The organism is Erwinia sp. GW821-FHT03D09, assembly GCF_059420805.1.
In genome coordinates, this window is the sequence record NZ_JBWKUK010000009.1 from 16,077 (window position 1) to 41,197 (window position 25,121).

The following is a 25,121-nucleotide window of genomic DNA, read 5'->3' on the forward strand; positions in this document are numbered from 1 at the left end:
CGATACGAGCGACCGGCCCGTAAGGGAACCTTTGCAAGACGTTTCCAACAACTGCACTCTATTGGAAACATCTTACAAAGATGTCCTGTTAAAACTCCGGGAACCAGAGGTTCCCGGAAACAACACTATTATGCACCACGCTGCAGCAGCATCGACTTGATATGGCCGATGGCTTTGGTCGGGTTTAGCCCTTTCGGGCAGACACTGACACAGTTCATGATGCTGTGACAGCGGAATACACTGAAAGCATCATTCAGATTATCCAGACGCGCATCGGTTTCTGTATCGCGGCTGTCAATCAGGAAACGGTACGCAGCCAGTAAACCTGCCGGGCCAATAAACTTGTCCGGGTTCCACCAGAATGACGGGCACGAGGTGGAACAGCATGCACAAAGAATACACTCATACAGGCCATCCAGTTTTTCACGCTGCTCAGGCTGCTGCAAATGCTCCCTGGCCGGTGGTTTTTTCCCATTATTCAACAGGTAAGGCTTAATTTTCTCATACTGAGCATAGAATTGCCCCATGTCTACCACCAAATCACGAATAACCGGTAATCCCGGCAGCGGGCGGATAACAATTTTCTTCTTGCCGTTGCCCAATGCGGAAACCGGTGTGATGCAGGCCAGACCGTTTTTACCGTTCATGTTGATACCGTCAGAACCACATACCCCTTCACGGCACGAACGGCGGAAGGCTAATGTCGGATCTTTCTCTTTCAGACGCATCAGCGCATCCAGCAGCATCATGTCGCGGCCTTCTTCAGACTCCAGCGTGTAATCCTGCATCCGCGGAGCATCATCGACATCCGGGTTATAACGATAGATGGAAAATTCGAGTCTCATGTGTTTCTCCGCAAACTAGTAAGTACGCGCTTTCGGCGGGAAGGCCGCACGCAGTTTCGGCTGCATGTTCACCTCACGGCGCGTCATGCTTTCACTTTGCGGCAGATACAGGCTGTGACATAACCAGTTCGCATCATCACGCTCAGGATAGTCGAAGCGGCTGTGCGCTCCACGGCTTTCGGTGCGGTAGTTAGCCGACACCGCGGTGGCATAAGCCGTTTCCATCAGGTTATCCAGCTCCAGGCACTCAACGCGCTGGGTGTTAAAGTCACTGGAACGATCGTCAAGACGGGCATTTTTCAGGCGCTCACGCAGAACTTTAAGCTCGGCCAGGCCTTTCGCCATGGCGTCACCTTCACGGAATACCGAGAAGTTATTCTGCATGCAGGCCTGCAGGGCTTTACGCAGCTCAGCAGGATCTTCGCCTGAAACGTTGTTGTTCCAGCGGTTAAGGCGGGCCAGAGAGGCTTCAATCTCTTCTTCCGTCGCATCACGCAGCTCGCCCTGCTCGGCGATAGATTCCTGCAGGTGCACACCCGCAGCACGGCCAAAGACCACCAGGTCAAGCAGCGAGTTGCCGCCCAGACGGTTAGCACCGTGTACTGATACGCAGGCGATTTCGCCCACGGCAAACAGGCCAGGGATCAGCACATCTTCACCCTGTTCATTCACCGTCAGCGCCTGGCCGCTTACGCGGGTTGGGATACCACCCATCATATAGTGGCAGGTCGGGATAACCGGGATCGGCTCTTTGACCGGATCGACGTGAGCAAAGGTACGGGACAGTTCGAGGATGCCCGGCAGACGCGCTTCTAAAACATCTTTACCCAAGTGATCGAGTTTCAGCTTGGCGTGCGGACCCCACGGACCATCGCAGCCGCGGCCTTCACGAATCTCGATCATGATCGAACGCGCAACAACATCGCGTCCGGCCAGATCTTTTGCATTCGGCGCGTAGCGTTCCATAAAACGCTCACCGTGTTTGTTGAGCAGGTAACCACCCTCACCGCGACAGCCTTCCGTTACCAGTACACCGGCACCGGCAATACCCGTCGGGTGGAACTGCCACATTTCCATATCCTGTACCGGTACACCAGCACGTAGCGCCATACCCACGCCGTCACCGGTGTTGATATGCGCATTGGTGGTTGACTGGTAGATACGTCCGGCACCGCCGGTTGCCAGCACGGTCGCACGGGCCTTGAAGTAAACCACTTCACCATCTTCAATATTGAGTGCGGTACATCCCACGATGGCACCGTCGGCGTTTTTCACCAGGTCCAGCGCGTACCATTCGGAAAAGATAGTGGTGTGGTTTTTCAGGTTCTGCTGATACAGCGTATGGAGAAGCGCATGGCCGGTGCGGTCAGCGGCTGCTGCGGTACGGGCAGCCTGTTCACCACCGAAGTTCTTCGACTGGCCGCCGAACGGACGCTGGTAGATTCGGCCATCATCCAGACGGGAGAACGGCAGGCCCATATGCTCCAGTTCCAGAATCGCTTCCGGACCGACGTTGCACATATATTCAATCGCGTCCTGGTCACCGATATAGTCGGAGCCCTTAACGGTATCGTACATGTGCCATTCCCAGTTATCTTCGTGGCTGTTACCCAGCGCTACGGTAATACCGCCCTGAGCAGACACGGTGTGGGAACGGGTTGGGAAAACTTTAGACAACAGGGCACAGCTCTGGCCCGATTGGGAAATTTGTAGTGCGGCGCGCATACCTGCACCACCAGCACCAATAACTACGGCATCAAATTCTCTGACTGGCAAACTCATTACGCACCCCACACCACTACAGTTCCATAAATTGCATATACCAACAGCGCAACCACAATCACCAGCTGCAACATCATGCGCAGCGCCAGTGGTTTAATATAGTCGGTCAGTACCTGCCACATACCGATCCAGCCGTGCACCAGAATGGACAACAGCGTCAGAAGGGTGAAAACTTTAGTAAAGGAAGAGGCGAAAAAACCACGCCAGATGTCATAGGTCAGGGTCCCAGACATCACCAGAAAACCGAGGATATAAATCACATAGAGGGTCATCACCATGGCGGCGGCACGGAGTAACAGCCAGTCATGGATGCCATTACGACCCAGTGCAGAAGCATTGCTTACCATACAAGGACTCCAGCCAGGATTGAGAGCACGACAGTAATACCGAACGCAATTTGTGCAGAAAGTTTGCCCGTTTCTAATGTTTCACCCAGATAGCCAAAATCCATCATTAAATGGCGAATGCCACCGGCAATGTGATAAGCCAGCGCGGTCAGAATGCCCCACATAATGAATTTAGCGATAAAACTGTCCATCACGGCGGATGCCTGCTGGAAGCCTTCGGGTGAAGAGAGTGACAGACCCAGTAACCAGAGCAGAATCCCGATCGCCACGAAGGTGATCACACCGGAAACGCGGTGGAGAATGGATGCTATTGCAGTAACGGGAAACCGGATCGTAGTGAGATCCAAGTTGACAGGTCTTTGTTTTTTCACGGTTTTGCCCACACAGCTTTTCTTATTTTTGCTTCCTCCGGTCCTGAGGGCGGGTCAGACAGCGTTAACAAGTCAAACATTGCGCCAGGCACCTAAAACAACATCCAGTGTCAAAACGACGCGTATGAAACGCTGGGTGGCTCCTACAACAGGGTATTCCCGGAGACCTGGCGGCAGTATAGGCGGATCACATTCTCATTACAATTCCCCTACAAACACTTTGGGGACATTTCGATAGAACAGTGATCGCATTCACGGTTTTCATATTTGATACAAATTTAATTATCTGATTTGACATAACTTCAACACCTCTGTTACAAACTGTGCAATAAAAGTTCTATGATGCACAAAAGTTATGGGGATACACTTTCCCCTAAGCACAAGTTATGTAACATTGAGTCGTATTCTTTATAAAGCAACGGTATTGGTTATAACGTAAGCATGTTTAGACCGGATCTCTTAACTACTATGCTACACTCTCAGGAATGTGCCTAACCCAGCCCACGAGCGCCCGTCACTCTGTACCCTGCACGCCTTAAAGATGCCACAGAGATGATTACCTTCTGCGCCTGGCAATGAGCTGGGACTGCGTGACTTCCCGGTGTTAAAGATCCCTATATAAGGCGCTAAGGAGACTATAAATGGCTGATAAAAAAGCGACGCTAACCCTCGAAGGCGAAGCTCCTATTGAACTTAATGTGCTTAAAGGCACATTAGGTCAGGAAGAGATTGATGTCCGGGCTTTAGGCTCTAAAGGGTATTTCACCTTTGATCCAGGCTTTACCTCTACCGCGTCCTGCGAATCAAAAATTACCTACATCGACGGTGATGAAGGCATTTTGCTGCATCGTGGTTTCCCCATCGATCAGCTGGCTCTGCATTCCAACTACCTGGAAGTGTGTTACATCCTGTTAAACGGCGAAGCCCCAACGAAAGCCCAGTTTGACGAATTCAGAACGACAGTGACCCGTCACACGATGCTGCATGAGCAGATCCATCATCTGTTCCGCGGTTTCCGTCGCGACTCGCATCCGATGGCCGTCATGTGCGGCGTAACCGGCGCGCTGGCTGCCTTCTATCATGATGCCATGGACGTGAATATCGAGCGTCATCGTGAGATCGCCGCTTTCCGCCTGCTGTCTAAAATGCCTACCATGGCGGCAATGTGTTACAAATATTCAATCGGTCAGCCGTTTGCTTATCCGCGCAACGACCTTTCCTATGCCGGTAACTTCCTGCACATGATGTTCTCCACGCCGTGTGAGGATTATGTGGTTAACCCGGTACTGGAAAGAGCAATGGATCGTATTCTGATCCTGCACGCCGATCATGAGCAGAACGCCTCCACTTCTACCGTGCGTACCGCCGGTTCTTCCGGTGCGAACCCGTTTGCCTGTATCGCTGCGGGCATCGCCTCGCTGTGGGGACCGGCTCACGGCGGCGCGAACGAAGCCTGCCTGCGTATGCTCGAAGAGATTAGCACTGTAGAACACATTCCTGAGTTCCTGCGTCGCGCCAAAGATAAGAACGATTCGTTCCGTCTGATGGGCTTCGGCCATCGCGTGTACAAAAACTACGATCCGCGTGCCACCGTGATGCGTGAAACCTGCCATGAAGTACTGAAAGAGCTGGGTATGAAAGATGACCTGCTGGAAGTCGCCATGGAGCTGGAGCACATTGCGCTGAACGATCCGTACTTTATTGAACGCAAACTCTATCCAAACGTTGACTTCTATTCAGGCATCATTCTGAAAGCAATGGGCATTCCTTCTTCAATGTTTACCGTTATCTTCGCGATGGCACGTACCGTTGGCTGGATTGCACACTGGAAAGAAATGCACGACGACGGTGTGAAAATTGCCCGTCCGCGTCAGCTGTACACCGGCTACGACAAACGCGATTTTACCTCCAGTCTGAAGAAGTAACTGCGAAGCTGGCCTGATTTTTAATCAGTGCCAGAAACAAGCCAGTAAAAAGCCGGGATTTGCATCCCGGTTTTTTTATTTCTGGCAGCCGGGGCACCAGTAAAACGGGCGGGAAGATAGCGTCGTTTTGACGATAGTTTCACCGCAGCGCTCGCAGGCCTGCCCCGCGCGATGAAACACCTTAAAACTGAAAATCGCGCCGTGATGGCGGTTTTCATCAGGTGTACCGCGCGTTTTGTAAGAAAGTCGCGGTATCGCCAGCAGTGCTTTCGCCAGTACATCACATTGCGCATCACTCAGGTCCTCGGCCCGATGATTTGCCGCCAGCCCGGCCTGCCAGAGAATTTCAACCCGCAAATAGTTACCGAGTCCGGCAAGAAAGCTTTGATCGAGCAGTAGCCCGCTGAACTGGCGACGGCGAAAGCGCTTCGACAGTAAACGCTCGCGTACCTGCTCAACCGTCAATTTCATATCCAGTACGTCCGGTCCAACCCGGTTCAGGAACGGATGGACGGCAACACCGTCGGCATCAAGCAGTTCGATATCCGATGCGCTATATAACAGCAGCATTTTATCCACTGCCGACAGTTTGACCCGCAGCACACGCTTGCTGTCAGGCTGTTTACCGGTTGGGACCACGCGCCATACACCGTAAAGTTGATTGTGGCTGTACAGCGTCAGCCCGTTAGAAAAGTGGGTGAGTAACGCCTTGCCGCGCGTCTCAATTTCCGTGACGCGCTGCCCCACCAGCTCATGCTGACGGGCCTGCAACGCAGGATAGGCAAACCAAACCTCGGTCAGCACTTTACCTTTAATGGCTTCTTCCAGGCGGTCCGCCGCCCGGCGAATTTCAGGGCCTTCTGGCATGCAAACTCCGTTGCGTTGGAATGATAAAATCGGCGACAGATAAGCTCCTGACGACGACCATGGGATAATCAGGTTGTAAAACTTTATGACCCGGAGCGCTGCGTCGTTACAAAAAGAGAGTGTATTGACTAAGAATCCCGGCTTTAACGTCGGGTGACATCGATTTGATGCGCACGAAAAGCCTGCCGGAGCCGCTGTGCAAAGTTAAGCGCGTGGGGTCCGTCACCGTGCAGGCAGACTGTTTCCGCCCGAACTGCCACCCACTCCCCTATCACGCTCTGCACTTCGCCACGCCGTACCATATCCAGCGTCTGGCGAATTGCCAGCTCAGCATCTTCGATTAACGCACCGGGCTGCCCGCGCGGCACCAGTGAACCATCAGGCTGATAGCCGCGATCGGCAAACACTTCTTCACAGGTCACCAGTCCCTGCGCCCGCGCAGCTCGAACTGATTCACTGCCGGCTAACCCGACCAGAATCAGTGCCGGATCGACAGCTTTTATCGCCCGAGCTATCGCTTCCGCCAGCGGTGCTTCTCGCGCAGCCTGGTTGTACAACATACCGTGAGGTTTGACGTGAACCAGCCTGCCGCCGAGGCTGTTGGTCAGCGCCTTCAGTGCGCCAACCTGATAGATCACCTGCGCATAGACCTCTTCCGGCGGCAGATGCATTGCCGTACGACCAAAGTTTTCCCGATCAGGAAAGCTGGGATGTGCGCCAATCGCCACGCCCGCTTCCATAGCCTGCCGCACCGACTGCAACATGGTGGAAGCATCGCCCGCGTGAAAACCGCAGGCGATATTCACCGAGGTAACCAACGTTAAAAGCTCACGCTCGCCTGGGCACCCTTCACCGATATCAGCATTAAGATCGATTCTCATGCGCGAAGTCCCCAGGCGATCTGATCCAGTACGCGCTGCTGTTCTCTTTTAGCCTGTAGCGCTTCTTCCAGCGTACAGTGGACAAAGTGGATCGGCTCTCCCAGCCGCAGCTGCGCCAGATGATACAGATCCGCTTCAATCACGCAGGCAATGCGTGGATAACCACCGGTTGTTTGCGCATCGGCCAGCAGCACAATCGGCTGCCCTCCGGCAGGAACCTGGACTACGCCGGGAACCAGCCCGTGAGAAAGTAGCTCGCGATCGGCGTCGCGCCGGAGCTTCCGCCCCTGTAAGCGATAGCCCATACGGTTACTTTGCGGGTCGAGCCGCCATGCGGTACGCCAGAAGGCCTCACGACTCTCGGTAGTGAATTCATGATACTCCGGCCCGGGTAATGCGCGTACGCGGTTACCCCACAGCAGCTGCCGTACGCCTGCGGGTTCACCAAAATCACGCGTCGCTGCCCTCAGAGGAAGCCGATCGCCATCCTGAATTTTTCGCCCGTCAAAACCACCAAAGCCCGCTTTCAGATCGGTGCTCATCGACCCCAGCTGCGGTTCAACAGCAAAACCGCCATTGATGGCCAGATAGCTGCGCATACCACGCTGCGGCATACTCAAAGTCAGCCGCTGGCCTTTCTTTACTGCGGTTCGCCAGCCGGTCCAGACGGTCTTTCCGTCCAGTTTCGCATTACAGCCCGCGCCGGTCAGTGCAAGCCAGCCGTCGCGGCCAAACTCAGCGGTAAACTTCCCGAGAGTGATTTCCAGAACCGCCTCCTCCGCCGGATTGCCCACCAGCATATTTGCCGTCTGCATCGCAGGATTATCCAGCGCCCCGCATCGGCTGATGCCGTAGTGACGCCAGCCGTTGCGACCAGCGTCCTGAATACTGGTGCTGATCCCGGCGCGAATGATTTTTAACATACCCCCTCCTTCTGAGGCACAAAGCGCACCCGATCGCCAGATCGCAACAACACTGGCGACTGCCGGGCAGGAGTGAATAGCGTGGTTTGTGCCTGACCAATCAGCTGCCAGCCACCGGGCGTAGCCAGAGGATAAATACCGGTCTGCGCTCCGCCGATGCCAACCGATCCGGCAGGAACCATTAGCCTGGGATCGGCACGTCGTGGCGTATGCAGGCGACGATCAAGTCCGCCAAGATAAGGAAAACCGGGTTGGAAACCGATAAAGTAGACGACGTATTCTGCGGTACTGTGGCATTCAACCACCTGTGAGGCACTCATGTCGCAGTAGTGCGCGACCTGATGCAGATCGGGTCCTGCCGCCCCACCATAGATCACCGGGATCTCGATTAACCGTGACGCCGACACCTGGATCTCGCTACTTTCCCACCACTGCTGCAACCACTCGATGGCATCCAGTGCGGTTTGCTGCGGGTCGCTTAACACGACGGTAATATTATTCATCCCGGGGACAACATCGATGACTTCGGAACGATCGTGAAGGCGCTGCGCCAGTCCCCATATACGCTGCTGGCTGCTGAGTGAAACCGGCGGGTCCAGTTCCAGCACCACCGTGCGTTCTCCTAACAAATAACATCGTGCTCGCTGCACCCAAGCCTCCTGAGCGGAAGTGATCGCCATTGACGGACAGGAAAACAGTTATGCGAGATTGCGGTAACGGTGTCAACCTGCGGGGCCGCGAGGATGGCGCCCGGCAGGTTGCTTTTGTGGGATTAAACCGGATTATTAATATCAATAAAAGTGACATCCAGCCCGTGATGTTCGGCCAGCCACTCACCGAGCGCCTGTATACCGCAGCGTTCGGTGGCATGATGCCCGGCGGCGAAGAAATGCAGGCCCTGTTCCCGAGCACTGTGGAAAGTCTGTTCAGAGACTTCACCGCTGATAAACGCATCGACGCCAAACGCAGCAGCGGCATCAATAAAGCCCTGTCCACCGCCGCTGCACCACGCCACGCGTTTAATCAGCGCCGGTGCATTGTCGCCACAGTGCAGAGGCGTACGGCCCAGCGTATCTTCAATGCGCTGCGCCAGCTGTTTACCGCTCAACGGCTGGGCAAACTCGCCCCAGAAAAGCAGCTCCTCCACTTCACCTTTCACTTCAATCCCAAACAGTTTTGCGAGCAGGGCGTTATTGCCCAGTTCCGGGTGCGCATCCAGCGGCAGATGCCAGCCAAAGAGGTTAATGTCGTTTGCCAGCAGCGTTTTCAGGCGCTGACGCTTCATCCCTTTGATAACAGAAGGTTCGTTTTTCCAGAAATAGCCGTGATGCACCAGTACAGCATCGGCCTCCAGCCGCACGGCTTCGTCCAGGAGGGCCTGGCAGGCGGTAACGCCGGTAACGATTTTTTTAATTTCGCTCTTACCTTCAACCTGCAACCCGTTCGGGCCGTAGTCTTTGAAGGCGGCGGCATTCAGTAACTGGTTAACCAGCTGTTCGAGTTCACTATTGCGCATAATTAATCCATCTGTTTTCGTGCAGCTTCAAAGGCGTCCAGCGTTTGCTGGCGTGCCTGTTTATGTTCCACGATCGGCGCAGGATAATCGAGCTTTTGGTTCGTTTTCTTTGCCCATTCGTGGGGCTGATGGATATATTTTTCCGGCACCTGCCGCAGCTCCGGCAGCCACTGGCGGATAAACTCACCTGTGGCGTCGAAGCGTTCGCCCTGCGTGGTGGGATTAAAAATGCGGAAATAGGGTGCGGCATCGGTGCCGGTCGAGGCAGCCCACTGCCAGCCGCCGTTGTTGGCCGCCAGGTCACCATCGATCAGCTGCGACATAAAGTAACGTTCGCCTTCGCGCCAGTCGATTAGCAGGTCTTTTACCAGGAAGCTGGCGGTAATCATCCGCAGCCGGTTGTGCATCCAGCCAAGGCTGTTAAGTTGACGCATGGCGGCATCCACAATCGGATAGCCGGTTTTGCCTTGTTGCCAGGCGGCAAGATGCTCAGAAGAATCGCGCCAGGCAACCTTACGCGTCCAGCGTACAAAGGGCTGATGGCGGCAAAGCGCCGGATAAGCCACGATCAAATGCCGATAAAACTCGCGCCAGATAAGCTCATTCAGCCAGACAAAAACCTTACCGTCTTCCAGCCCGCGCGGATGTTCTTTGAGCAGACGGTAAAGGCACTGACGCGGTGACAGAACGCCAACGGCTAAATAGGCCGAAAGACGGCTGGTGCCGTCCAGCGCGGGCAAATCACGCCGATCGGGGTAGTGTGTCACCGGCTGCTGGCTGAACTCGCGCAGCCTGGCAATCGCCGCCTTTTCACCGGCGGGAAACAGCGCACTGTCGGTGGCCTCTCGCGGATAGTTAAAAGCCTTCACTGGAGAAACGTCTTTAATCGGCCCACTTTCACGCACGGCAGGCGCGGAAAAGCATTCGGGTAACCCTTCCTGCAGGCGCTTAACAAACGCCTTGCTGAACGGCGTAAAAACCTTATACATTTCGCGATTTCCGGTCAGCACGCTGCCGGGAGGCAGCAGAAGACTGTCGTCGAATCCCTGCACCATCACATCATTATCAAACAGCACCCGTTCAGCTTCAGCATCGCGCTGACGTTCATTCACTTCGTATTGGTAATTGTAAAACATGCGATCAACGCGATGCTCGCGGCAGAAGTCCAGCAGGAGATCCACTGACGCGCTGAAGTCCGTGCATTCAGCGAGATGCAGCTCAATTCCCTTTTGCGCCAGGGACTGCTGCAGGTCCTGCAAATTCTGCCAGATAAACTCAGCCTGTTTCGCCGCCATGTCATGGCTCTCCCACTGTTTCGGCGTGGCGATAAACAGCGCAATCACTTTTGGGCTGTTTGAGCGGCAGGCGGCATAAAGGGCATGGTTGTCGTTAATACGCAGATCGTTACGCAGCCAGACCAGGTGGGATGTCATAATGCTCCCTGAATTCATTTAATATCCATAACGCAGCCGCAGTGCTTCGGGATAAGGAGAAAAGTAGCGCTGTCCGGTCAGCCACGGATGCGGATACTGCGCCATATAATGTTTCAGCAGGGTAATCGGTGCCAGTAAAGGCTGGATGCCGCGACGATAGCTGTCAATCAGCGTGGCTAATTCCTGGCGCTGTGGTGAATTCAACTCGCGGCGGAAATAGCCCTGAACGTGCATTAGCACATTGGTGTGGTTGCTGCGCGATGCAGGTTGCTTCATCAAATCCATCAGCAGCTGGCGATAGGCCAGAGCGAACTCATCCAGCGATTCCCAACGATCCATTTTGGCCACGAACGGACCGATTTCCCGGTATTTTGGCTGTGAATGGGCCAGCAGCAACAGTTTATAACGACTGTGAAAGTCCATCAGCTTTGCACGGGTCAGACCGCCCGCCCACAGCTGATTAAACTCATGCAGCGCGTAAACCCGTGCAACAAAATTTTCGCGCAGGATGGGATCGTGCAGCCGTCCGTCTTCTTCCACCGGCAGCCACGGCAGCTGTGCCATCAGCTCGCGGGTGAAAATGCCGACGCCCTCTTCGCCCTGAGTCAAACGCAGTGCGGGTCGGGGAGCAGGCAGGCCAATCGCCATTTCCGGGCAGATCGATTCGCAGTGAAGATAAGGGGCCAGCTCTTCTGCCGCAAAAACAGAACGCTTATGCCCACCATCGAATCTTACCCGCTCACCGAGCAGGCAGGTACTGATGCCAACAGGAATTTTTTTACTCATATCTATACAACCAAAAAATTATTGTACAAATTTGAGTGTAGATTATTTTCGCTATTTTTTCTCTTAAAACCTCAATTGTTGAAATTAGCGCAAAAAAATCCCGCACTCCGGCGGGATAATAAACAGAAAAATGAATTGAAGTCGTGGGTTAGCTTTAGATCTGTAGTATCAGAGCCAGGCTTAATAAAAGTCGCAGCAGACCGATTCGGCCTCGGCCAGCCAGACGGGCTTATCGCTGGTTTTGACCCAAACCCGATGCAGATAACTGTAAAAGCGGGCACGGTCGGCGCGGAACAGCATAACCGGCAGCGCGAGCACACCGGCAAGTACTACCGCTGCACGACGCATGAAAATCCGCGTAGTTGAATAAGAGTGATAAAGATTCATACGTCCTCCTCAAATCGGCTAAAAGATTGTCTGTAATCTGAACAAAATAATACCGCCTTTAATGTAATTTTACTACTGATCGGACCACTTTTTTGACGAAAAATTGTTCTGCTTTTGCCCGAATTGTAATTTTGTTACCAAAAGGTTAATTAAGGCTTAATAAAGCCGTTAATAAGAACTATTCGTTAACAAATATCCTCCAGCAAAACTGCGGTGGGCGAACCGCATCTTCTTTTGCTAAATTAGCCGCCATCGCCATAATGACGTTTCCCGGCAAAGCTCTCTGGCTGCCGGTGCGGAGGAACCTTGACCACTATTCTGATCGTTGAAGATGAAAAAGAGATCCGCCGTTTTCTGCGCGTGGCACTTGAAGGCGAAGGCTTTCGCGTTGTTGATGCCGACACGCTCAGCCGCGGGCTGATTGAGGCCGCTACACGTAAACCTGAAATGGCGATCCTCGATCTCGGGTTGCCGGATGGCGACGGCATTCAGTTTATTCGCGAGGTGCGTCAGTGGAGCAGTATGCCGGTAATTGTCCTGTCAGCCCGCAGCGACGAGCAGGACAAAATCAACGCGCTGGATGCCGGTGCGGATGATTTCCTGACGAAACCTTTCGGCGTGGGCGAACTACTGGCGAGAGTGCGCGTTGCCCTGCGCCACCGTCCGAGTTCCAGCAGCAGCAGTGAACAGGCACAAATTACCTTTGGCGAGGTCAGCGTCGATATTGCCGCCCGGCGGGTCACCCGCGATGGCAGCGATTTGCATCTGACGCCGATTGAATTTCGTCTGCTGGTCAGCCTGCTGAATCATCCCGGCAAAGTGATGACCCAGCGCCAGCTGCTCGTCCAGGTCTGGGGACCAAACGCGGTTGAACACAGCCACTACCTGCGGATCTATATGGGGCACCTCCGGCAGAAACTGGAGCGCGATCCTGCCCAACCACAGCATCTGCTGACGGAGACTGGCGTTGGCTATCGCTTTATTCCCTGAATCACGGCAACAAAAAAGGCCATCCAGTGAATGGCCTTGTCATTTTTACCGCAAAGATAATGTCAGGGTCAGGCGTTTTTCAACACCGTACTGACGATCTCTACTGCTTCTTTCTCTATCTTCTCGCGATGCTCGGCACCGAGGAAACTTTCACAGTAGATTTTATAAGCATCTTCTGTACCGGAAGGACGCGCGGCAAACCAGCCGTTTTTGGTCATCACTTTCAGGCCACCAATGGAGGCTCCGTTGCCCGGCGCGGCAGTCAGGCGATCGGTGATCGGATCGCCTGCCAGCGTGTCCGCACTCACCATTTCCGGGGAAAGCTTCGACAGCGCGGCTTTCTGAGCAGACGTTGCCGCTGCCTGGATACGGTTGTAGCTTGGCGCACCGAAACGCGCGGCCAGTTCATTGTAGTGCTGCTGCGGGTTCTTGCCGGTAACGGCGGTGATTTCTGCCGCCAGCAGGCACATGATGATACCGTCTTTGTCGGTTGACCATGGAGTGCCGTCGAAACGCAGGAAGGATGCCCCCGCGCTCTCTTCACCGCCGAATCCGAAGGTGCCGTCAAACAGACCGTCAACGAACCACTTAAAGCCCACCGGAACTTCCACCAGCTTACGGCCGATATCGTCAACCACACGGTCGATCATTGCGCTGGACACCAACGTTTTGCCAACTGCAACATCTTTGCCCCACTGCGGACGATGCTGGAACAGATAGTTCACCGCAACCGCCAGATAGTGGTTAGGATTCATCAGCCCGTCAGGCGTTACGATACCGTGGCGGTCATAATCCGGATCGTTGGCAAACGCCAGATCGAATTTGTCGCGCAGCGCCAGCAGACCCGCCATGGCACATTCGGATGAGCAATCCATACGGATCACGCCATCTTTATCCAGGTGCATAAAGCGGAAGGTCTGATCGACGGCGTCGTTTACGATGGTCAGATCGAGTTTGTAGAACTCAGCGATGCGCTGCCAGTAGGCGATACCGGAGCCACCCAGCGGATCGACGCCAATTTTCAGGCCTGCTTTCTGAATTGCCGGGATATCAACGATCTGCGCAAGGCCTTCAATATACGGCTGGATCAGATCCTGCTCTTTCAGATAGCCGCTGGCCCATGCCCGATCCAGAGAAATACGTTTAACGTCTTTCAGACCGTCCTTAATTAAGGCGTTGGCACGATCTTCCACCACTTTGGTGACGTTGGTATCCGCTGGCCCACCGTTTGGTGGGTTGTACTTGATACCGCCATCTTCCGGTGGGTTGTGGGAAGGCGTAATCACAATGCCGTCCGCCAGTACCGCTCCGGCTTTATTATGCTCAAGGATGGCGTTCGAAATCGCAGGGGTCGGCGTATAGCCATTATCCTGCTGCACAATCACATCCACACCGTTTGCCGCCAGCACTTCAAGAACCGAGATAATCGCCGGCTCAGACAGCGCGTGGGTGTCCTTACCGACGTAGCAGGGGCCGGTCACGCCGTTCTTTTTACGTTCTTCGGCAATCGCCTGGGCAATAGCCAGGATATGCGTTTCATTGAAACTGTGACGACCCGCGCTACCGCGATGACCTGAGGTACCGAATTTTACTGCATGTTCAGCATTACCCAGTTCAGGCTGCAAGACGTAGTACTGCGATGTTAACTGTGCAACGTTAATTAAATCGCTCTGCCGGGCTGGCTGCCCGGCACGGGGGTGATTGGCCATTGGCGCTTCTCCCTGACGCTTCGGTTAAAGGGTACCGCAAACTTTCTCGGTCAGTTCCGCCGGGAACTGCATCGATAACATGATATGTTCCACCATGCTGCGCTTACGGCCGGTATTGGTGTTGGTGATCACCCAGTAAGGGGTGCCCGGAATATGCTGCGGCTTGGTATGCGTACCATTCTGAGTCAGCGTCTGCTGGTTGCCCGCGAAATAGACGCGCGTGCGGCCATGCAGCGACTCGGTGGCATCGCCAAAGGCTTTGGCGTCCAGGGTGTATAAAGTCGATAAAATCAGCATAAACCTGTTCACCACTTTCTTCTGCTCGGCATATTCGTCAGAAAGCAGCAGCTCACGCACGGCGCGAACGCGGTCCTGCGGGCGAGGTTCAGATTTCACAACAGCGGGCTCTTTAGCCGCCTGGGCAACGGGTGCCGCTGGCGCAGTCTGCCCCGCAGTGAACTTCAGCATACGGCGTAAAATGTCCGATGCGCTTTCCCCAATATGCTGAGTATGGCTGGCAATATAGCGGTATAGCTCTTCGTCGACTTCTATCGTTTTCATCTTTATCCAGTACGGTTGTTGCTTCTATCAGAATCGAGCGTAAAAACAGATACGATCTTCAGGATCGTCGGCTTTCTGGAACTCGTATCCTAACTTCAGGATTATAAAGTTAAACCCAGCCCGGGTGTAGCCTAAGCCCTCTTTGCCAGCAAAAGTCAGAATTTGCCGTAAAAAGATCGTTGGCAGCGCCTGTGCTACCCCCGGCAGAAAATGTAAAATCCATGATACCCTAAGCCTTCGTTCCAACTGTAAGAACTTTGCTATGAATTTGAATGTCCGCCTGCAATCTGAACAATCCGCAACAGACGATCTGCCTCTGGTGCTGATCCACGGGCTTTTTGGTAGCCTTGATAACCTCGGTATCCTCGCTCGTGACCTCAAGCACCGCCGCCGTTTGGTTCAGATTGATGTGCGCAATCATGGCCTGTCGCCACGCTCGAACGAAATGAACTACGCGCTGATGGCGCAGGATGTGTTGGAAACGCTAGACGGACTGGGCATTGAGCGTTTCGGCGTTATCGGTCATTCAATGGGCGGCAAAATCGCCATGATGTTAACCGCACTGGCACCGGACCGCGTGGCAGGACTGGTGGTGATTGATATGGCACCAGTCGCCTACTCCACCCGCCATCATGATGATATCTTCGCCGCGCTCCAGGCAGTTACCCATGCTGGCATCACCTCGCGTAGTCAGGCCGCAGCGCTAATGCGTCAGACATTGACGGAAGAGGGCGTGATCCAGTTTCTGTTAAAATCTTTCCACGAAGGTGAATGGCGTTTTAATGTATCTGTGCTGTATCAGTGCTACGACCAGATTATTGGCTGGCAGCCAGTGCCTGCCTGGCCGCATCCTGCGCTGTTCATTCGCGGTGAGCGTTCCCCCTATCTGGCCGATGAATATCGTGACGCGCTGCTGGCACAGTTCCCGCAGGCGCGGGCCTATGTTGTGGCCGGGGCCGGCCACTGGGTTCACGCTGAAAAACCTGATGCAGTTTTACGCGCAATTCGTCGATTTTTTGTGCTGTAAAAACAATTATTTCCCTATGTTGTTAAAACATTGTCGTCATCACTTTCACTGGGGTATGATGCGCGCTGACATTTTTCCGCTGGTGATTTTTACGGCGGATAACGGCCTGACACATCAGAAATCCAGCCTTTCAGTATCACTAATCTATGGCAAAAGAGAACACGGACCGCACAACGATCGATCTGTTCGCAGATGAACGTCGCCCGGGACGACCGAAAACTAATCCGCTGACGCGTGATGAGCAGCTGCGAATCAATAAACGTAATCAGCTTAAGCGCGATAAAGTTCGCGGGCTTAAGCGCGTCGAGCTGAAAATGAACAGTGAAGCCGTTGACGCACTGAACCAGCTGGCCGAAGCGCGCAATATGAGCCGCAGTGAGCTGATTGAAGAGATGCTGCTAAACCAGTTAAAACACCTGCAGTCCTGATTGCACCGCGTGTGCTCAACGCACAAAGTGACAAATGCCGCAGGATTACTCGTTTATCCGTTGACGGCGGTCTGCTATTATTACGGCTATCTGCAAAAATTTTGGCAGTCACCATATCATTAAGATTCAAGAGGTTATTAAACTCATGGCAATCGTAGGCATTTTCTTTGGCAGCGATACGGGCAATACGGAAAACATTGCAAAGATGATCCAGAAGCAGCTGGGTAAAGACGTTGCAGAAGTTCGTGATATTGCCAAAAGCAGCAAAGAAGACCTTGAAGCCTTCGACATTCTGCTGCTGGGCATTCCTACCTGGTACTACGGAGAAGCCCAGTGTGACTGGGATGACTTTTTCCCTACGCTGGAAGAGATCGACTTCAACGGAAAACTGGTCGCCCTGTTCGGCTGTGGCGATCAGGAAGACTATTCTGAATATTTCTGCGATGCGATGGGTACCATCCGCGACATCATTGAGCCAAACGGCGCAATTCTGGTGGGTCAGTGGCCGACTGAAGGCTACAATTTCGAAGCCTCTAAAGGCCTGGCCGATGACAACCACTTCCTGGGTCTGGCGATTGACGAAGACCGTCAGCCTGAACTGACCAACGAACGCGTTGATAAGTGGGTTAAGCAGATTTTTGATGAGCTTCAGCTGAAAGAAATCATCGAAGCCTGAGCCAAACGGCCTGATGTGAGAGACACCTCACATCAGGCCAATGGTTTTTCCTATAGAAGTAATAGATACGTATTTGTAAATACCACCTGTAAAAATGTACAATAACCCCATCGGTTATCCGCTTTCTCATCCTCCAGCATCCCTTTAACGATCTTTTATGATCGTTGTGCGATGGGATGAAATAGAGCGAAATGTTAACTTTGTAAGATTTGGACGCAGGCCTCACTGGACGTAATGACATTAATCCTTACATCCAACAGTGGCTTCAGGCATTCCTTGTTGTTTTCATTTCGATGTATGAGTTCTATACTGTGACGCATCCAACTCTAGCGTCAACCGATGTTCAGGGCTTTTCAGCCACTAAGTGACTAGCAAAGTAACAGGACAATATCCGCATGACTGACAACAATACCGCATTAAAGAAGGCCGGCCTGAAAGTCACGCTTCCACGACTGAAAATTCTGGAAGTGCTTCAGGAACCAGAAGGCCATCACGTCAGTGCGGAAGACTTGTATAAGCGCCTGATTGATATGGGCGAAGAAATCGGTTTAGCCACGGTGTACCGCGTGCTCAACCAGTTTGATGACGCAGGGATCGTTACCCGTCATAACTTTGAAGGCGGTAAATCCGTTTTCGAACTGACTCAGCAGCACCACCACGATCATCTGATCTGCCTGGACTGCGGCAAAGTTATTGAGTTCCGCGACGAATATATCGAAGCACGTCAGCGTGAAATCGCGACTCGCCACGGGATCAAACTGAGCAATCACAGTCTGTACCTCTATGGCCATTGCTCTAAGGGCGACTGCCGCGAAGACGATACGCTGCACGACGAGTAATCCATTCTGAAATCAGTATGAAACCGGTGGCCATCCACCGGTTTTTTTTGCCTGTTATCCGGCATAGACCGGCAGGACGTTCCAGTACGAAAGTAGAGAAACCAGCGCATTCACCGCGCCGAAGATCAGCACCAGTACGATTGGTGCCGTTCCCCCTCTTACCTGCCAGGCTGCGGTAGTAAAACGCTGCCTGGCCTTTCGCGCCAGCATTGCAGGGGTAATCACGGCCCAAAGTGTAGCCGCCAGCCCGGCATAACCAATCGCCACAAGAAAGCCGTTTGGCCAGATCATCGCCGCCGTCAGCGGCAGAATAAAGGTGACCACCGTCGTTTTTAACCGACCGAAGGCTGTACGATCAAACTTAAACAGATCGGCAAGGTAGTCGAAGAACCCCAGACTAACGCCAAGGAATGAACAGGCGACGGCAAAGTTCGAGAAGATATCCAGCAGCAGATTCAGATGGGGGCTGTGCAGCACACCCGAAAGTGCGGCGACCAGCACGTCGATATTTCCACCCTGTGCTGCAATCGCTTTGAATTCATGGCGCGGGATATTGCCCATCGTGCCAATAATCCAGATAAAGTAGATGATCAGCGCCAGCAGCGTGCCGAATACCAGACAGCGACAAACCCGGCTACCGTTCTTCTGATAGTAACTGACCAGCCCGGCGATATTACCGTGATAGCCAAATGACGCAAGGCAGAATGGGATCACCATCCACAGATAGCGAAGGTAATGGCTTTCCTCCCCATGACTGTCCAGCAGTTTCACCGGTTCGATATGCCATAGCAGTCCGCCAAAGATAATCAAAAACGTAATGACTTTCGCACCGAGAAAAATCAGCGTCATACGACTGACCATTGCCGTGCCCAGCCAGATAAACACCGCCACCAGAAGCGTAAAGGCGAAACCGGCACTACGGGCAGAAACCGGCAGTGAGAGCTGGCTCAGCGTGTGCTGAATAATCGCTCCGCTGGCGGAGATATAGGCATAGGTCAGTATCCCCAGAACAAAGGCGACAGACAGACCGTTAATCAGATTCCAGCCCCGTCCCAACAGATCGCGAGTGATCGTGTCAAAGCTGGACCCGGCAGGGTAATGCAGGCTGGCCTCCAAAAACAGCAGCCCGGAAAGCAGCATGCAGAACCAGGTGACAATCAGTAATGCTGATGACCAGAGAAACCATGCACCGGACATCACCACCGGTAACGAGAACATCCCGGCACCGATAATCGTGCCGCTAATAATTAGCGTTCCCCAGAGTGTAGAAGGCGGGCGGGCGGTGGAAACCGGTGAATCCATGACTAATCCTTAGCAAAAATAGGAAACTCGCCGCCATAACCGGAATTATTCACTGGATGAGCGGCATTAACGCCGCACATTCTACACCAGCCCGAACCCGTGAACTAGTACAGTATTCAGTTTATTACCATGGTTTCCTGCAGATAGCGCCAGCGTGGCGGTTGGGTTGCACAGTTAATCACCGCCAGCGAAATACGATGCGAATGATTATCCTGCTGCTGTTGCAGCTCGTGATACTGAATAATCACTTCATTCCCCCGCTGCGAAATAACGTTGCACTGCTCAATGCTGATCATCATTCCCTGGCGCGCGCCGGTTAAGCGGTTGAATAAGGCCTCAACCTCTGCCAGCACCAGGCTTTTACCTGTTGGGGTAATCATTACAAAGTCATCGGCAAAATGGGTCAGCAGCTCGGCAGTCTTGCTGCCGTCACCGTGAAAGACAGCCTCAATCAGCTGATGCAGAACAATGACGCTCTGTGATGCTTTGTTAGTGAGATCGATCATTGGATTTCCTTATGAAAACGTCGTTGATAAATCAGCCACAGCGGAAGCAAACCGCTAATGGCCGCAATAATAAATGCCAGATGCCACGCCTGTTCACCAGGAAAATAATGGCTCAGCACCGCCAGCAGCAGCGTAAATAACGCAGTGCCGAGGCTGAACGTCAGCTGCCGGTTAATATTCCACAGCGTACTCCCCCGGCTCATTTGCTGCTCGTTCAGCTCAATCAAGGCCGTGGTCTGCGCACAGTTTGCAGCAATCCCGCCACCGCTCCCCATCAGCAGATAGGCCGCACACAGTATCCCACTGCTGCTTGTATCACTGACTAAAGATAACAGCGCAATGCCGCCACTATGCAGCAACATACCGCAGCTGAATAAGCGGGGTCGCCTACCCGATAATAAATCCGCCCGGCCACCAGCATCGCCACCAGCGCGCCGGCGCCGTAAAGCAGCATAAAGCTACCGGTATGCCCGGCGCTGAAATGCAAAACCTGCTGCAGATAGAAAATATTGAGCAAATTAACGCCCGTAAACACGCCCGGTACGGCGTAGTAAACGGCGATGGACAGATTCAGCTGATGATTGTGCAGCAGGCTGAGATCGAGAATAGCCGTTGGTTGGCGGCGGTAATGCTGTACATAGCCCCACGCCAGCAGTAAAGAAACGCCCAGCCATAATGCAGCCTGTGGTAAAGCATGCTGCTCGCTAAACAGCGACAGGCTCCTCAACAGAGTACCCAAAGCGCCACAGACCAGAATAATTCCGGTGATATCTGCGCGTGTACGCACCGTTGCCTGTAGTCGTATCTATATCGCCGCCAGCAGCGCCGCAAGCAGGCTGAAAGGAATATTGCTGTAGAAGATCCAGCGCCAGGAAAACACATCCACCAGCATGCCTCCCAACAGAGGGGACAGCGCGGGGGCAATCAGCGCCACGCACATGATCAGCGTCGAAATAGCGGCGCGCTGCCGCCCCTGAAATAAATTAAAGGTTAACGCCTGCCCTACCGGGATCAGCAGCCCGCCGCCCGCGCCCTGGATAAAACGCCACACAACCAGTGTGTTGAAGGAGTCGGCCTGCGCGCAGCCCAGCGCGGCGATGCTGGAGATCAGCATTGAGGCGACGATAGTCTGCCGGGCGCCAAAGCGCGAAGCCAGCCAGCCGCTCAGCGGCACGATCAGCGTCAGCCCCAGAATATAACCATTGGCCACCCAGCTGATGGACTCCGTCGCCAAGGACATCTGCGCCGCAATTGACGGCAGCGCAATCGCCGACATAAAAATATTAATACAATCAATAAAAAAGCCGAGCAGAAAGATGGCCGCGACCCGATAACCATAGTGCATTGTCATACCTCCACGCGAAGCATAGCGGCGGTTGACCTGACAAATAAAGACGCATAAATTTAAATGATTGTTTGATTAAACTGAATAATCCCATGCACGCCCATCTTGATAAGATCCACACGTTTTTTGCCATTGTTGACAGCGGCAGCTTTACCCGGGCCGCCAGCAATCTCGGCTTAAGCCGCGCGATGGTCAGCCTGCATATCAAAAGTCTGGAACAGCTGCCTGGCGTCACACTGCTGGTGCGCAACACGCGAAGCCTGGCCCTTACCGGCCACGGGCAGCAGTTTTATCAGGATTTTAAGCTGATTTTCGCTGATATTGACCGGGCGGTCGCGCGAGTCACCACAGAGCATCACTCCCTCTCCGGGGAACTCCGCATTACCTCAACGTGGGAGTATGGCCAGCAGTTCCTGATGCCGCTGGTCGGCGAATTCTGCCAGCGCCATCCCCTGCTGAAACTGAACTACAGCGTCGGGGCTTCTCTTGATGATTTGGTGAGTAATAAGCTGGATGTGGCGATACGGCTGGGGGCGCTGCGCGACTCATCGCTAAAAAGCCGCAGGCTGGCAGACTATGCCATTTTACTGGTGGCTTCACCTTCTCTGGTAAAACGCTTTCGTCCGTAGGATCTGCAGGAGGTTTCCGCCATGCCGTGGATACACAACAGCAACCTGGCTCATCCCGGCCGCTGGACCTTTCGTGGAGCAAATAATCGTTTGTCCGAACTGAAGTCCGATGCCGCTTATACCGCCAACTCCGCACAAATCGTTCGTCAGATGGCACTGACCGGAATGGGTGTCGCGGTGCTGCCGGAATGGCTGGTCCGTGAAGATATTGCCGCAGGCAGGCTACAGCATCTGTGTAAAGAGTGGCAGCTGCCGAATCAACCGGTCAGTGCCGTGTTTGCCGGACAGGGGGAAATGCAGCGAAAAACCCGGCTGTTTATCGATTTTCTTTCGCAGAAATTACCGATGCAGCCGGGTTAGATCAGATCTACAGAGGCATAACGTGTTCTGTACGGCTGAAGCGCTTGCCGTCAGCGCTACTGGTGCGCACCCAGACTTCCCCGTTAATTAGTGGGCGATGGCTGTCGCTGTAGCGCTGCCAGCTGCGCCCCTCATCGATGGAATATTCCACCAGAATCCCCGGTAGCGCGGTATTTGCCTGCAGATAGCTATCGACAATTACCGCACCCGGCTGCGGCAGGCGCCAGGCAATACCGGCCTTGTCGAGCCTGGCCAGTTCACGCTGCCCCAGCAGGTTAGCAAAGCGTTGCCAGTCGCGATGCAGGGCCTGCTGGTCAACGTGGTGCGTTTTACCCCCTTGATACTCCCTTCCCTGCTGGTAATCCTGCTCCCACGCGGCGCGGTGCCAGCTGCGTTCGGCTACCGCCAATACCCGTGGAAAAATCATCGACTCAACCTGGCCGTCGGTACGAACCGTTTCGCTCCACAGCTGTGCAGACAGACCGTAAGCACCCGGCCACGGCTGTTCTGATTTGGTATCAAATGTATTGCCGTCACGGTCAACCGAGGTTTCAGCATTCTGCGGCAGGTTATCCGGCGCGAAGCTAAAGATCTTACGTTCATCGTTGTAGCGAGTACCCCAGTAGTAACCGCGCTCCAGCGGGTTAACCTCTGCAGGGAAGTCCAGATAGACATAATCCGGGTTGGAGATCACCACCTGATATCCCTTATTGGCCCAGTCGTTGACGCTGGAGGCTCCGCCCCAGAACAGCGTATCCCAGAAGTTCACCCGAACGTGCTGAGTGGCAAAATCGCTCGCGGCTTTAGCATCCTTAAGACCGTCCTGCCACGCCTGCATGCCGCCAATACCTTTTTCGGCAACGATCTGGCTGACCTTCAGGCCAAAATAGCTGGGCAGATGTGACAGGTCCTCAACCTTGCCATCCTTAATAATACGCTGGCAGACTTTAGATTTTGCCCATGGCTTGTCTTCGTTGCTCATATCCTTAATGCCCTTTCCGGCCTCAGGATGTCTGATATTGGTGTAGCCCGCTCCAAGATAGATATTTTTCGCCTCATCTCCACCAAAATGCCAGGTGGTCAGCGGCACGCCAGCCTGTTGGTGCATCAGATCGATTTCGGTGATGACCTTATCGGCAAAACGCAGCGATGAATCCAGGCACGGATTCAGGTAGCTGGTGCGATCGTAAAACTGTACCGACGTGGTATTTGAAGTATCGCTGGGATCGCGCAGACGATACTCACCGGCCTCATCCGGCTTGCCTTCGCGCATCAGCCTCTGATAGCGGGCTTCCATAGAGATCACCGCCGCTCGCGCATGAGCCGGCATATCAATTTCGGGGATCACTTCAATATTCCGCGCCCTGGCATATTTCAGGATTTCAATGTAATCGCTGCGGGTAAAGTAGCCGCTGCCGTTGTTGTCGCTGAACGGACCGGAGCCCAACTGCGGCAGCAGACACTGTTGCTCGCTAAGATCGTGGCAGCGCTTTGCCCCGGTTTCCGTCAGCTCCGGCAGGCCAGGGATTTCAATACGCCAGCCTTCATCGTCGGAGAGGTGGAAGTGGAACTTATTCATTTTCATCGCCGCCATTTGATCCAGCAGCCTCAGCACCACCTGCTTGCTGTGGAAGTTACGTGCCACGTCCAGGAACATTCCGCGATACGCAAAGCGCGGCGCATCTTCCACCCGCAGCGCAGCGATTTTTTGCGGGCCGGAAGCGGGGACCAGAGACAGCACAGACATCAGACCGTAGTAAACGCCCGCGCTGTCATAGCCCACGATGTTAGCTCCCCTCGGCAGAATTTCCAGACGATAGGCACCGGATACCGCCATGCTGTCGCTAAATCCACGGGAATCGATGCGGGTAGAGACGGGATAACCGCGAGAATTAACCTTAACGCCCATCAGCGTAAAACGCTGCTCGGCGGCGCGGGCCTCATCGGCGTTTAACCCAGCCAAATCGAGCGACACACCCCGGCTGAGATTGGCATTACCGTTTAAGCGGGTTGATTTCAACGGAGTCGGAAAAATTTCGGCCCGTAGCGCCGCAGCAGGCAGCAAACTCACGTCCGCATTTTTGGCAAAGCGGCTTTCAGCCGTCATCAGGACATTTTTATCCCCGGCGAAACGCTTCCAGTTATCGCCAAACGGCTCAACAAACGTCGTCAGATCCTCCGTATTGGTACTGACCATAATCTCCGGTTCCGCCTTACCGGCAGTGACGTACCAACGCGGCATGATATCGGTAATAAACAGCTGCCAGTATTCGTTAATAATCGGTATCTCAACGGATTCCCCGGCGGCAAATCCTTTGAACTTACTGGTCGGCTCCAGGCGACTGAGATCGCCGACAATATGTACAATACGGAACTGGTCACTGTCTACTTTGATCGTCTGGTGGACGTTGCTCATCCAGATAGCCCAGTTTTTACTGTTCACTGCCGGTCCGGGGTTGGTCAATCTGATAGTGGCGCGGTTACAGGCGGCCCAGTCCGCTCCCAGCGCAGCGCAGTCCACACCGTGTGCCGCCGCATCATTTTGCGTTACCTGATAGCTGACGCCAAACTGGCTGATACGGTGGACGGTTTGCTGGTCGTTAACGCCGTTACTACACCCTGCCAGCCCCAGCGTTGCCGCAGCGATTGTTGTTGCAATAAGCCTCATCCTGTTCCCCTTTGAGGT

26 protein-coding genes and 1 pseudogene are annotated in these 25,121 nt (G+C 53.9%); 7 read left to right on the forward strand and 20 right to left on the reverse strand.

Features of this window, described 5'->3' with window-relative positions:
• Nucleotides 1–128 precede the first annotated feature (128 nt).
• From AC07U6_RS10385 to sdhC, 4 genes are read right to left on the reverse strand one after another with little or no spacing between them, the layout of a single operon-like run.
• A complete protein-coding gene (locus tag AC07U6_RS10385) occupies nucleotides 129–845 on the reverse strand; it encodes a succinate dehydrogenase iron-sulfur subunit (RefSeq protein WP_123336537.1) in 717 nt (238 codons plus the stop codon).
• Between the two features lie 15 nt (nucleotides 846–860).
• Complete coding sequence (gene sdhA / locus AC07U6_RS10390; RefSeq protein WP_494762025.1) at nucleotides 861–2,627, reverse strand: succinate dehydrogenase flavoprotein subunit; 1,767 nt, start codon at nucleotides 2,625–2,627, stop codon at nucleotides 861–863.
• Nucleotides 2,627–2,974: a succinate dehydrogenase membrane anchor subunit gene (gene sdhD, locus AC07U6_RS10395; protein WP_123336541.1), complete on the reverse strand. Its 348-nt coding sequence runs from the start codon at nucleotides 2,972–2,974 to the stop codon at nucleotides 2,627–2,629. The genes sdhA and sdhD overlap by 1 nt, the downstream gene beginning before the upstream one ends.
• The gene (gene sdhC / locus AC07U6_RS10400; protein ID WP_105591080.1) at nucleotides 2,968–3,357 is read right to left on the reverse strand and encodes a succinate dehydrogenase cytochrome b556 subunit; all 390 of its coding nucleotides are present in this window, start codon (nucleotides 3,355–3,357) and stop codon (nucleotides 2,968–2,970) included. The genes sdhD and sdhC overlap by 7 nt, the downstream gene beginning before the upstream one ends.
• A 629-nt stretch (nucleotides 3,358–3,986) precedes the next feature.
• Here sdhC and AC07U6_RS10405 point away from each other — a divergent pair.
• Entirely contained in the window at nucleotides 3,987–5,270 is a 1,284-nt protein-coding gene (locus tag AC07U6_RS10405; RefSeq protein ID WP_205065349.1) for a citrate synthase, read from the forward strand.
• A 75-nt stretch (nucleotides 5,271–5,345) separates the two neighbouring features.
• Here the strand turns inward: AC07U6_RS10405 and nei are convergent, their stop codons facing one another.
• The 8 genes from nei to AC07U6_RS10445 all read right to left on the reverse strand — a co-directional run bounded on the left by nei (nucleotide 5,346) and on the right by AC07U6_RS10445 (nucleotide 12,063).
• Nucleotides 5,346–6,137, reverse strand: coding sequence for an endonuclease VIII (nei, locus tag AC07U6_RS10410; protein WP_494762024.1), 792 nt, complete (start codon nucleotides 6,135–6,137; stop codon nucleotides 5,346–5,348).
• Between the two features lie 143 nt (nucleotides 6,138–6,280).
• The gene (gene pxpA, locus AC07U6_RS10415; protein WP_494762023.1) at nucleotides 6,281–7,018 is read right to left on the reverse strand and encodes a 5-oxoprolinase subunit PxpA; all 738 of its coding nucleotides are present in this window, start codon (nucleotides 7,016–7,018) and stop codon (nucleotides 6,281–6,283) included.
• Nucleotides 7,015–7,941 (reverse strand): 5-oxoprolinase subunit PxpC, encoded by a 927-nt coding sequence (pxpC, locus tag AC07U6_RS10420; protein ID WP_494762022.1) that lies wholly within the window; start codon nucleotides 7,939–7,941, stop codon nucleotides 7,015–7,017. Before pxpC ends, pxpA begins: the two co-directional genes overlap by 4 nt.
• Nucleotides 7,935–8,591 carry a 5-oxoprolinase subunit PxpB gene (gene pxpB / locus AC07U6_RS10425; protein ID WP_494762021.1) on the reverse strand — a complete coding sequence of 219 codons (657 nt, stop codon included), beginning with the start codon at nucleotides 8,589–8,591 and terminating at the stop codon, nucleotides 7,935–7,937. The genes pxpC and pxpB overlap by 7 nt, the downstream gene beginning before the upstream one ends.
• A gap of 122 nt (nucleotides 8,592–8,713) precedes the next feature.
• Nucleotides 8,714–9,457, reverse strand: coding sequence for a type 2 GTP cyclohydrolase I (locus AC07U6_RS10430; protein ID WP_494762020.1), 744 nt, complete (start codon nucleotides 9,455–9,457; stop codon nucleotides 8,714–8,716).
• A gap of 2 nt (nucleotides 9,458–9,459) precedes the next feature.
• Nucleotides 9,460–10,890 carry a deoxyribodipyrimidine photo-lyase gene (gene phrB / locus AC07U6_RS10435; RefSeq protein ID WP_494762019.1) on the reverse strand — a complete coding sequence of 477 codons (1,431 nt, stop codon included), beginning with the start codon at nucleotides 10,888–10,890 and terminating at the stop codon, nucleotides 9,460–9,462.
• Between the two features lie 18 nt (nucleotides 10,891–10,908).
• Nucleotides 10,909–11,676, reverse strand: coding sequence for a DUF523 and DUF1722 domain-containing protein (locus AC07U6_RS10440; protein WP_494762018.1), 768 nt, complete (start codon nucleotides 11,674–11,676; stop codon nucleotides 10,909–10,911).
• Nucleotides 11,677–11,856: 180 nt separating this feature from the next.
• Nucleotides 11,857–12,063, reverse strand: coding sequence for a YbfA family protein (locus AC07U6_RS10445; protein ID WP_105591071.1), 207 nt, complete (start codon nucleotides 12,061–12,063; stop codon nucleotides 11,857–11,859).
• 306 nt (nucleotides 12,064–12,369) lie between these two features.
• Here AC07U6_RS10445 and kdpE point away from each other — a divergent pair, with 306 nt between their 5' ends.
• The gene (gene kdpE, locus AC07U6_RS10450; protein ID WP_494762017.1) at nucleotides 12,370–13,053 is read left to right on the forward strand and encodes a two-component system response regulator KdpE; all 684 of its coding nucleotides are present in this window, start codon (nucleotides 12,370–12,372) and stop codon (nucleotides 13,051–13,053) included.
• A gap of 68 nt (nucleotides 13,054–13,121) precedes the next feature.
• Here kdpE and pgm read toward each other — a convergent pair whose 3' ends face one another.
• Together pgm and seqA are read right to left on the reverse strand one after the other, a co-directional pair.
• Nucleotides 13,122–14,762, reverse strand: a complete 1,641-nt coding sequence (pgm, locus tag AC07U6_RS10455) for a phosphoglucomutase (alpha-D-glucose-1,6-bisphosphate-dependent) (protein WP_494762016.1) — start codon at nucleotides 14,760–14,762, stop codon at nucleotides 13,122–13,124.
• A 24-nt stretch (nucleotides 14,763–14,786) separates the two neighbouring features.
• Entirely contained in the window at nucleotides 14,787–15,323 is a 537-nt protein-coding gene (gene seqA, locus AC07U6_RS10460; protein WP_199735255.1) for a replication initiation negative regulator SeqA, read from the reverse strand.
• A 262-nt stretch (nucleotides 15,324–15,585) separates the two neighbouring features.
• On the opposite strand from seqA, the gene ybfF reads away from it, so the two are divergent.
• The 4 genes from ybfF to fur all read left to right on the forward strand — a co-directional run bounded on the left by ybfF (nucleotide 15,586) and on the right by fur (nucleotide 18,293).
• Nucleotides 15,586–16,350, forward strand: coding sequence for an esterase (gene ybfF, locus AC07U6_RS10465; RefSeq protein WP_494762015.1), 765 nt, complete (start codon nucleotides 15,586–15,588; stop codon nucleotides 16,348–16,350).
• 146 nt (nucleotides 16,351–16,496) lie between these two features.
• On the forward strand, nucleotides 16,497–16,778 hold the full coding sequence (gene ybfE / locus AC07U6_RS10470; RefSeq protein WP_105591066.1) for a LexA regulated protein: 282 nt from the start codon (nucleotides 16,497–16,499) through the stop codon (nucleotides 16,776–16,778).
• 145 nt (nucleotides 16,779–16,923) lie between these two features.
• Entirely contained in the window at nucleotides 16,924–17,454 is a 531-nt protein-coding gene (fldA, locus tag AC07U6_RS10475) for a flavodoxin FldA (protein ID WP_123336569.1), read from the forward strand.
• Between the two features lie 395 nt (nucleotides 17,455–17,849).
• Nucleotides 17,850–18,293, forward strand: a complete 444-nt coding sequence (gene fur / locus AC07U6_RS10480) for a ferric iron uptake transcriptional regulator (RefSeq protein WP_105591064.1) — start codon at nucleotides 17,850–17,852, stop codon at nucleotides 18,291–18,293.
• A 54-nt stretch (nucleotides 18,294–18,347) separates the two neighbouring features.
• Here the strand turns inward: fur and mtr are convergent, their stop codons facing one another.
• The 5 genes from mtr to AC07U6_RS10505 form a co-directional block, all read right to left on the reverse strand.
• Nucleotides 18,348–19,595, reverse strand: a complete 1,248-nt coding sequence (mtr, locus tag AC07U6_RS10485; RefSeq protein ID WP_494762014.1) for a tryptophan permease — start codon at nucleotides 19,593–19,595, stop codon at nucleotides 18,348–18,350.
• Nucleotides 19,596–19,711: 116 nt separating this feature from the next.
• On the reverse strand, nucleotides 19,712–20,101 hold the full coding sequence (locus AC07U6_RS10490) for a hypothetical protein (RefSeq protein WP_494762013.1): 390 nt from the start codon (nucleotides 20,099–20,101) through the stop codon (nucleotides 19,712–19,714).
• A complete protein-coding gene (locus tag AC07U6_RS10495) occupies nucleotides 20,098–20,463 on the reverse strand; it encodes a hypothetical protein (protein ID WP_494762012.1) in 366 nt (121 codons plus the stop codon). The genes AC07U6_RS10490 and AC07U6_RS10495 overlap by 4 nt, the downstream gene beginning before the upstream one ends.
• Complete coding sequence (locus AC07U6_RS10500; RefSeq protein WP_494762011.1) at nucleotides 20,424–20,888, reverse strand: hypothetical protein; 465 nt, start codon at nucleotides 20,886–20,888, stop codon at nucleotides 20,424–20,426. Before AC07U6_RS10500 ends, AC07U6_RS10495 begins: the two co-directional genes overlap by 40 nt.
• Before the next feature lie 18 nt (nucleotides 20,889–20,906).
• On the reverse strand, nucleotides 20,907–21,446 hold the full coding sequence (locus AC07U6_RS10505; protein WP_494762010.1) for an MFS transporter: 540 nt from the start codon (nucleotides 21,444–21,446) through the stop codon (nucleotides 20,907–20,909).
• 92 nt (nucleotides 21,447–21,538) lie between these two features.
• Here AC07U6_RS10505 and AC07U6_RS10510 point away from each other — a divergent pair.
• Nucleotides 21,539–22,435: pseudogene (locus tag AC07U6_RS10510) on the forward strand (LysR family transcriptional regulator).
• A 7-nt stretch (nucleotides 22,436–22,442) separates the two neighbouring features.
• Here AC07U6_RS10510 and AC07U6_RS10515 read toward each other — a convergent pair.
• The gene (locus AC07U6_RS10515) at nucleotides 22,443–25,103 is read right to left on the reverse strand and encodes a beta-N-acetylhexosaminidase (protein ID WP_494762009.1); all 2,661 of its coding nucleotides are present in this window, start codon (nucleotides 25,101–25,103) and stop codon (nucleotides 22,443–22,445) included.
• Between the last annotated feature and the right edge of the window lie 18 nt (nucleotides 25,104–25,121).

Coding starts and splice junctions, on each gene's coding strand:
- AC07U6_RS10515 (WP_494762009.1), bottom strand. CDS start 25,103: ATGAGGCTTATTGCAACAACAATCGCTGCGGCAACGCTGGGGCTGGCA.
- AC07U6_RS10440 (WP_494762018.1), bottom strand. CDS start 11,676: ATGAGTAAAAAAATTCCTGTTGGCATCAGTACCTGCCTGCTCGGTGAG.
- AC07U6_RS10505 (WP_494762010.1), bottom strand. CDS start 21,446: ATGCACTATGGTTATCGGGTCGCGGCCATCTTTCTGCTCGGCTTTTTT.
- sdhA (WP_494762025.1), bottom strand. CDS start 2,627: ATGAGTTTGCCAGTCAGAGAATTTGATGCCGTAGTTATTGGTGCTGGT.
- AC07U6_RS10445 (WP_105591071.1), bottom strand. CDS start 12,063: ATGAATCTTTATCACTCTTATTCAACTACGCGGATTTTCATGCGTCGT.
- AC07U6_RS10495 (WP_494762012.1), bottom strand. CDS start 20,463: ATGTTGCTGCATAGTGGCGGCATTGCGCTGTTATCTTTAGTCAGTGAT.
- AC07U6_RS10430 (WP_494762020.1), bottom strand. CDS start 9,457: ATGCGCAATAGTGAACTCGAACAGCTGGTTAACCAGTTACTGAATGCC.
- seqA (WP_199735255.1), bottom strand. CDS start 15,323: ATGAAAACGATAGAAGTCGACGAAGAGCTATACCGCTATATTGCCAGC.
- AC07U6_RS10385 (WP_123336537.1), bottom strand. CDS start 845: ATGAGACTCGAATTTTCCATCTATCGTTATAACCCGGATGTCGATGAT.
- fur (WP_105591064.1), top strand. CDS start 17,850: ATGACTGACAACAATACCGCATTAAAGAAGGCCGGCCTGAAAGTCACG.
- pgm (WP_494762016.1), bottom strand. CDS start 14,762: ATGGCCAATCACCCCCGTGCCGGGCAGCCAGCCCGGCAGAGCGATTTA.
- nei (WP_494762024.1), bottom strand. CDS start 6,137: ATGCCAGAAGGCCCTGAAATTCGCCGGGCGGCGGACCGCCTGGAAGAA.
- phrB (WP_494762019.1), bottom strand. CDS start 10,890: ATGACATCCCACCTGGTCTGGCTGCGTAACGATCTGCGTATTAACGAC.
- pxpC (WP_494762022.1), bottom strand. CDS start 7,941: ATGTTAAAAATCATTCGCGCCGGGATCAGCACCAGTATTCAGGACGCT.
- AC07U6_RS10405 (WP_205065349.1), top strand. CDS start 3,987: ATGGCTGATAAAAAAGCGACGCTAACCCTCGAAGGCGAAGCTCCTATT.
- ybfF (WP_494762015.1), top strand. CDS start 15,586: ATGAATTTGAATGTCCGCCTGCAATCTGAACAATCCGCAACAGACGAT.
- fldA (WP_123336569.1), top strand. CDS start 16,924: ATGGCAATCGTAGGCATTTTCTTTGGCAGCGATACGGGCAATACGGAA.
- ybfE (WP_105591066.1), top strand. CDS start 16,497: ATGGCAAAAGAGAACACGGACCGCACAACGATCGATCTGTTCGCAGAT.
- pxpA (WP_494762023.1), bottom strand. CDS start 7,018: ATGAGAATCGATCTTAATGCTGATATCGGTGAAGGGTGCCCAGGCGAG.
- mtr (WP_494762014.1), bottom strand. CDS start 19,595: ATGGATTCACCGGTTTCCACCGCCCGCCCGCCTTCTACACTCTGGGGA.
- AC07U6_RS10490 (WP_494762013.1), bottom strand. CDS start 20,101: ATGATCGATCTCACTAACAAAGCATCACAGAGCGTCATTGTTCTGCAT.
- sdhD (WP_123336541.1), bottom strand. CDS start 2,974: ATGGTAAGCAATGCTTCTGCACTGGGTCGTAATGGCATCCATGACTGG.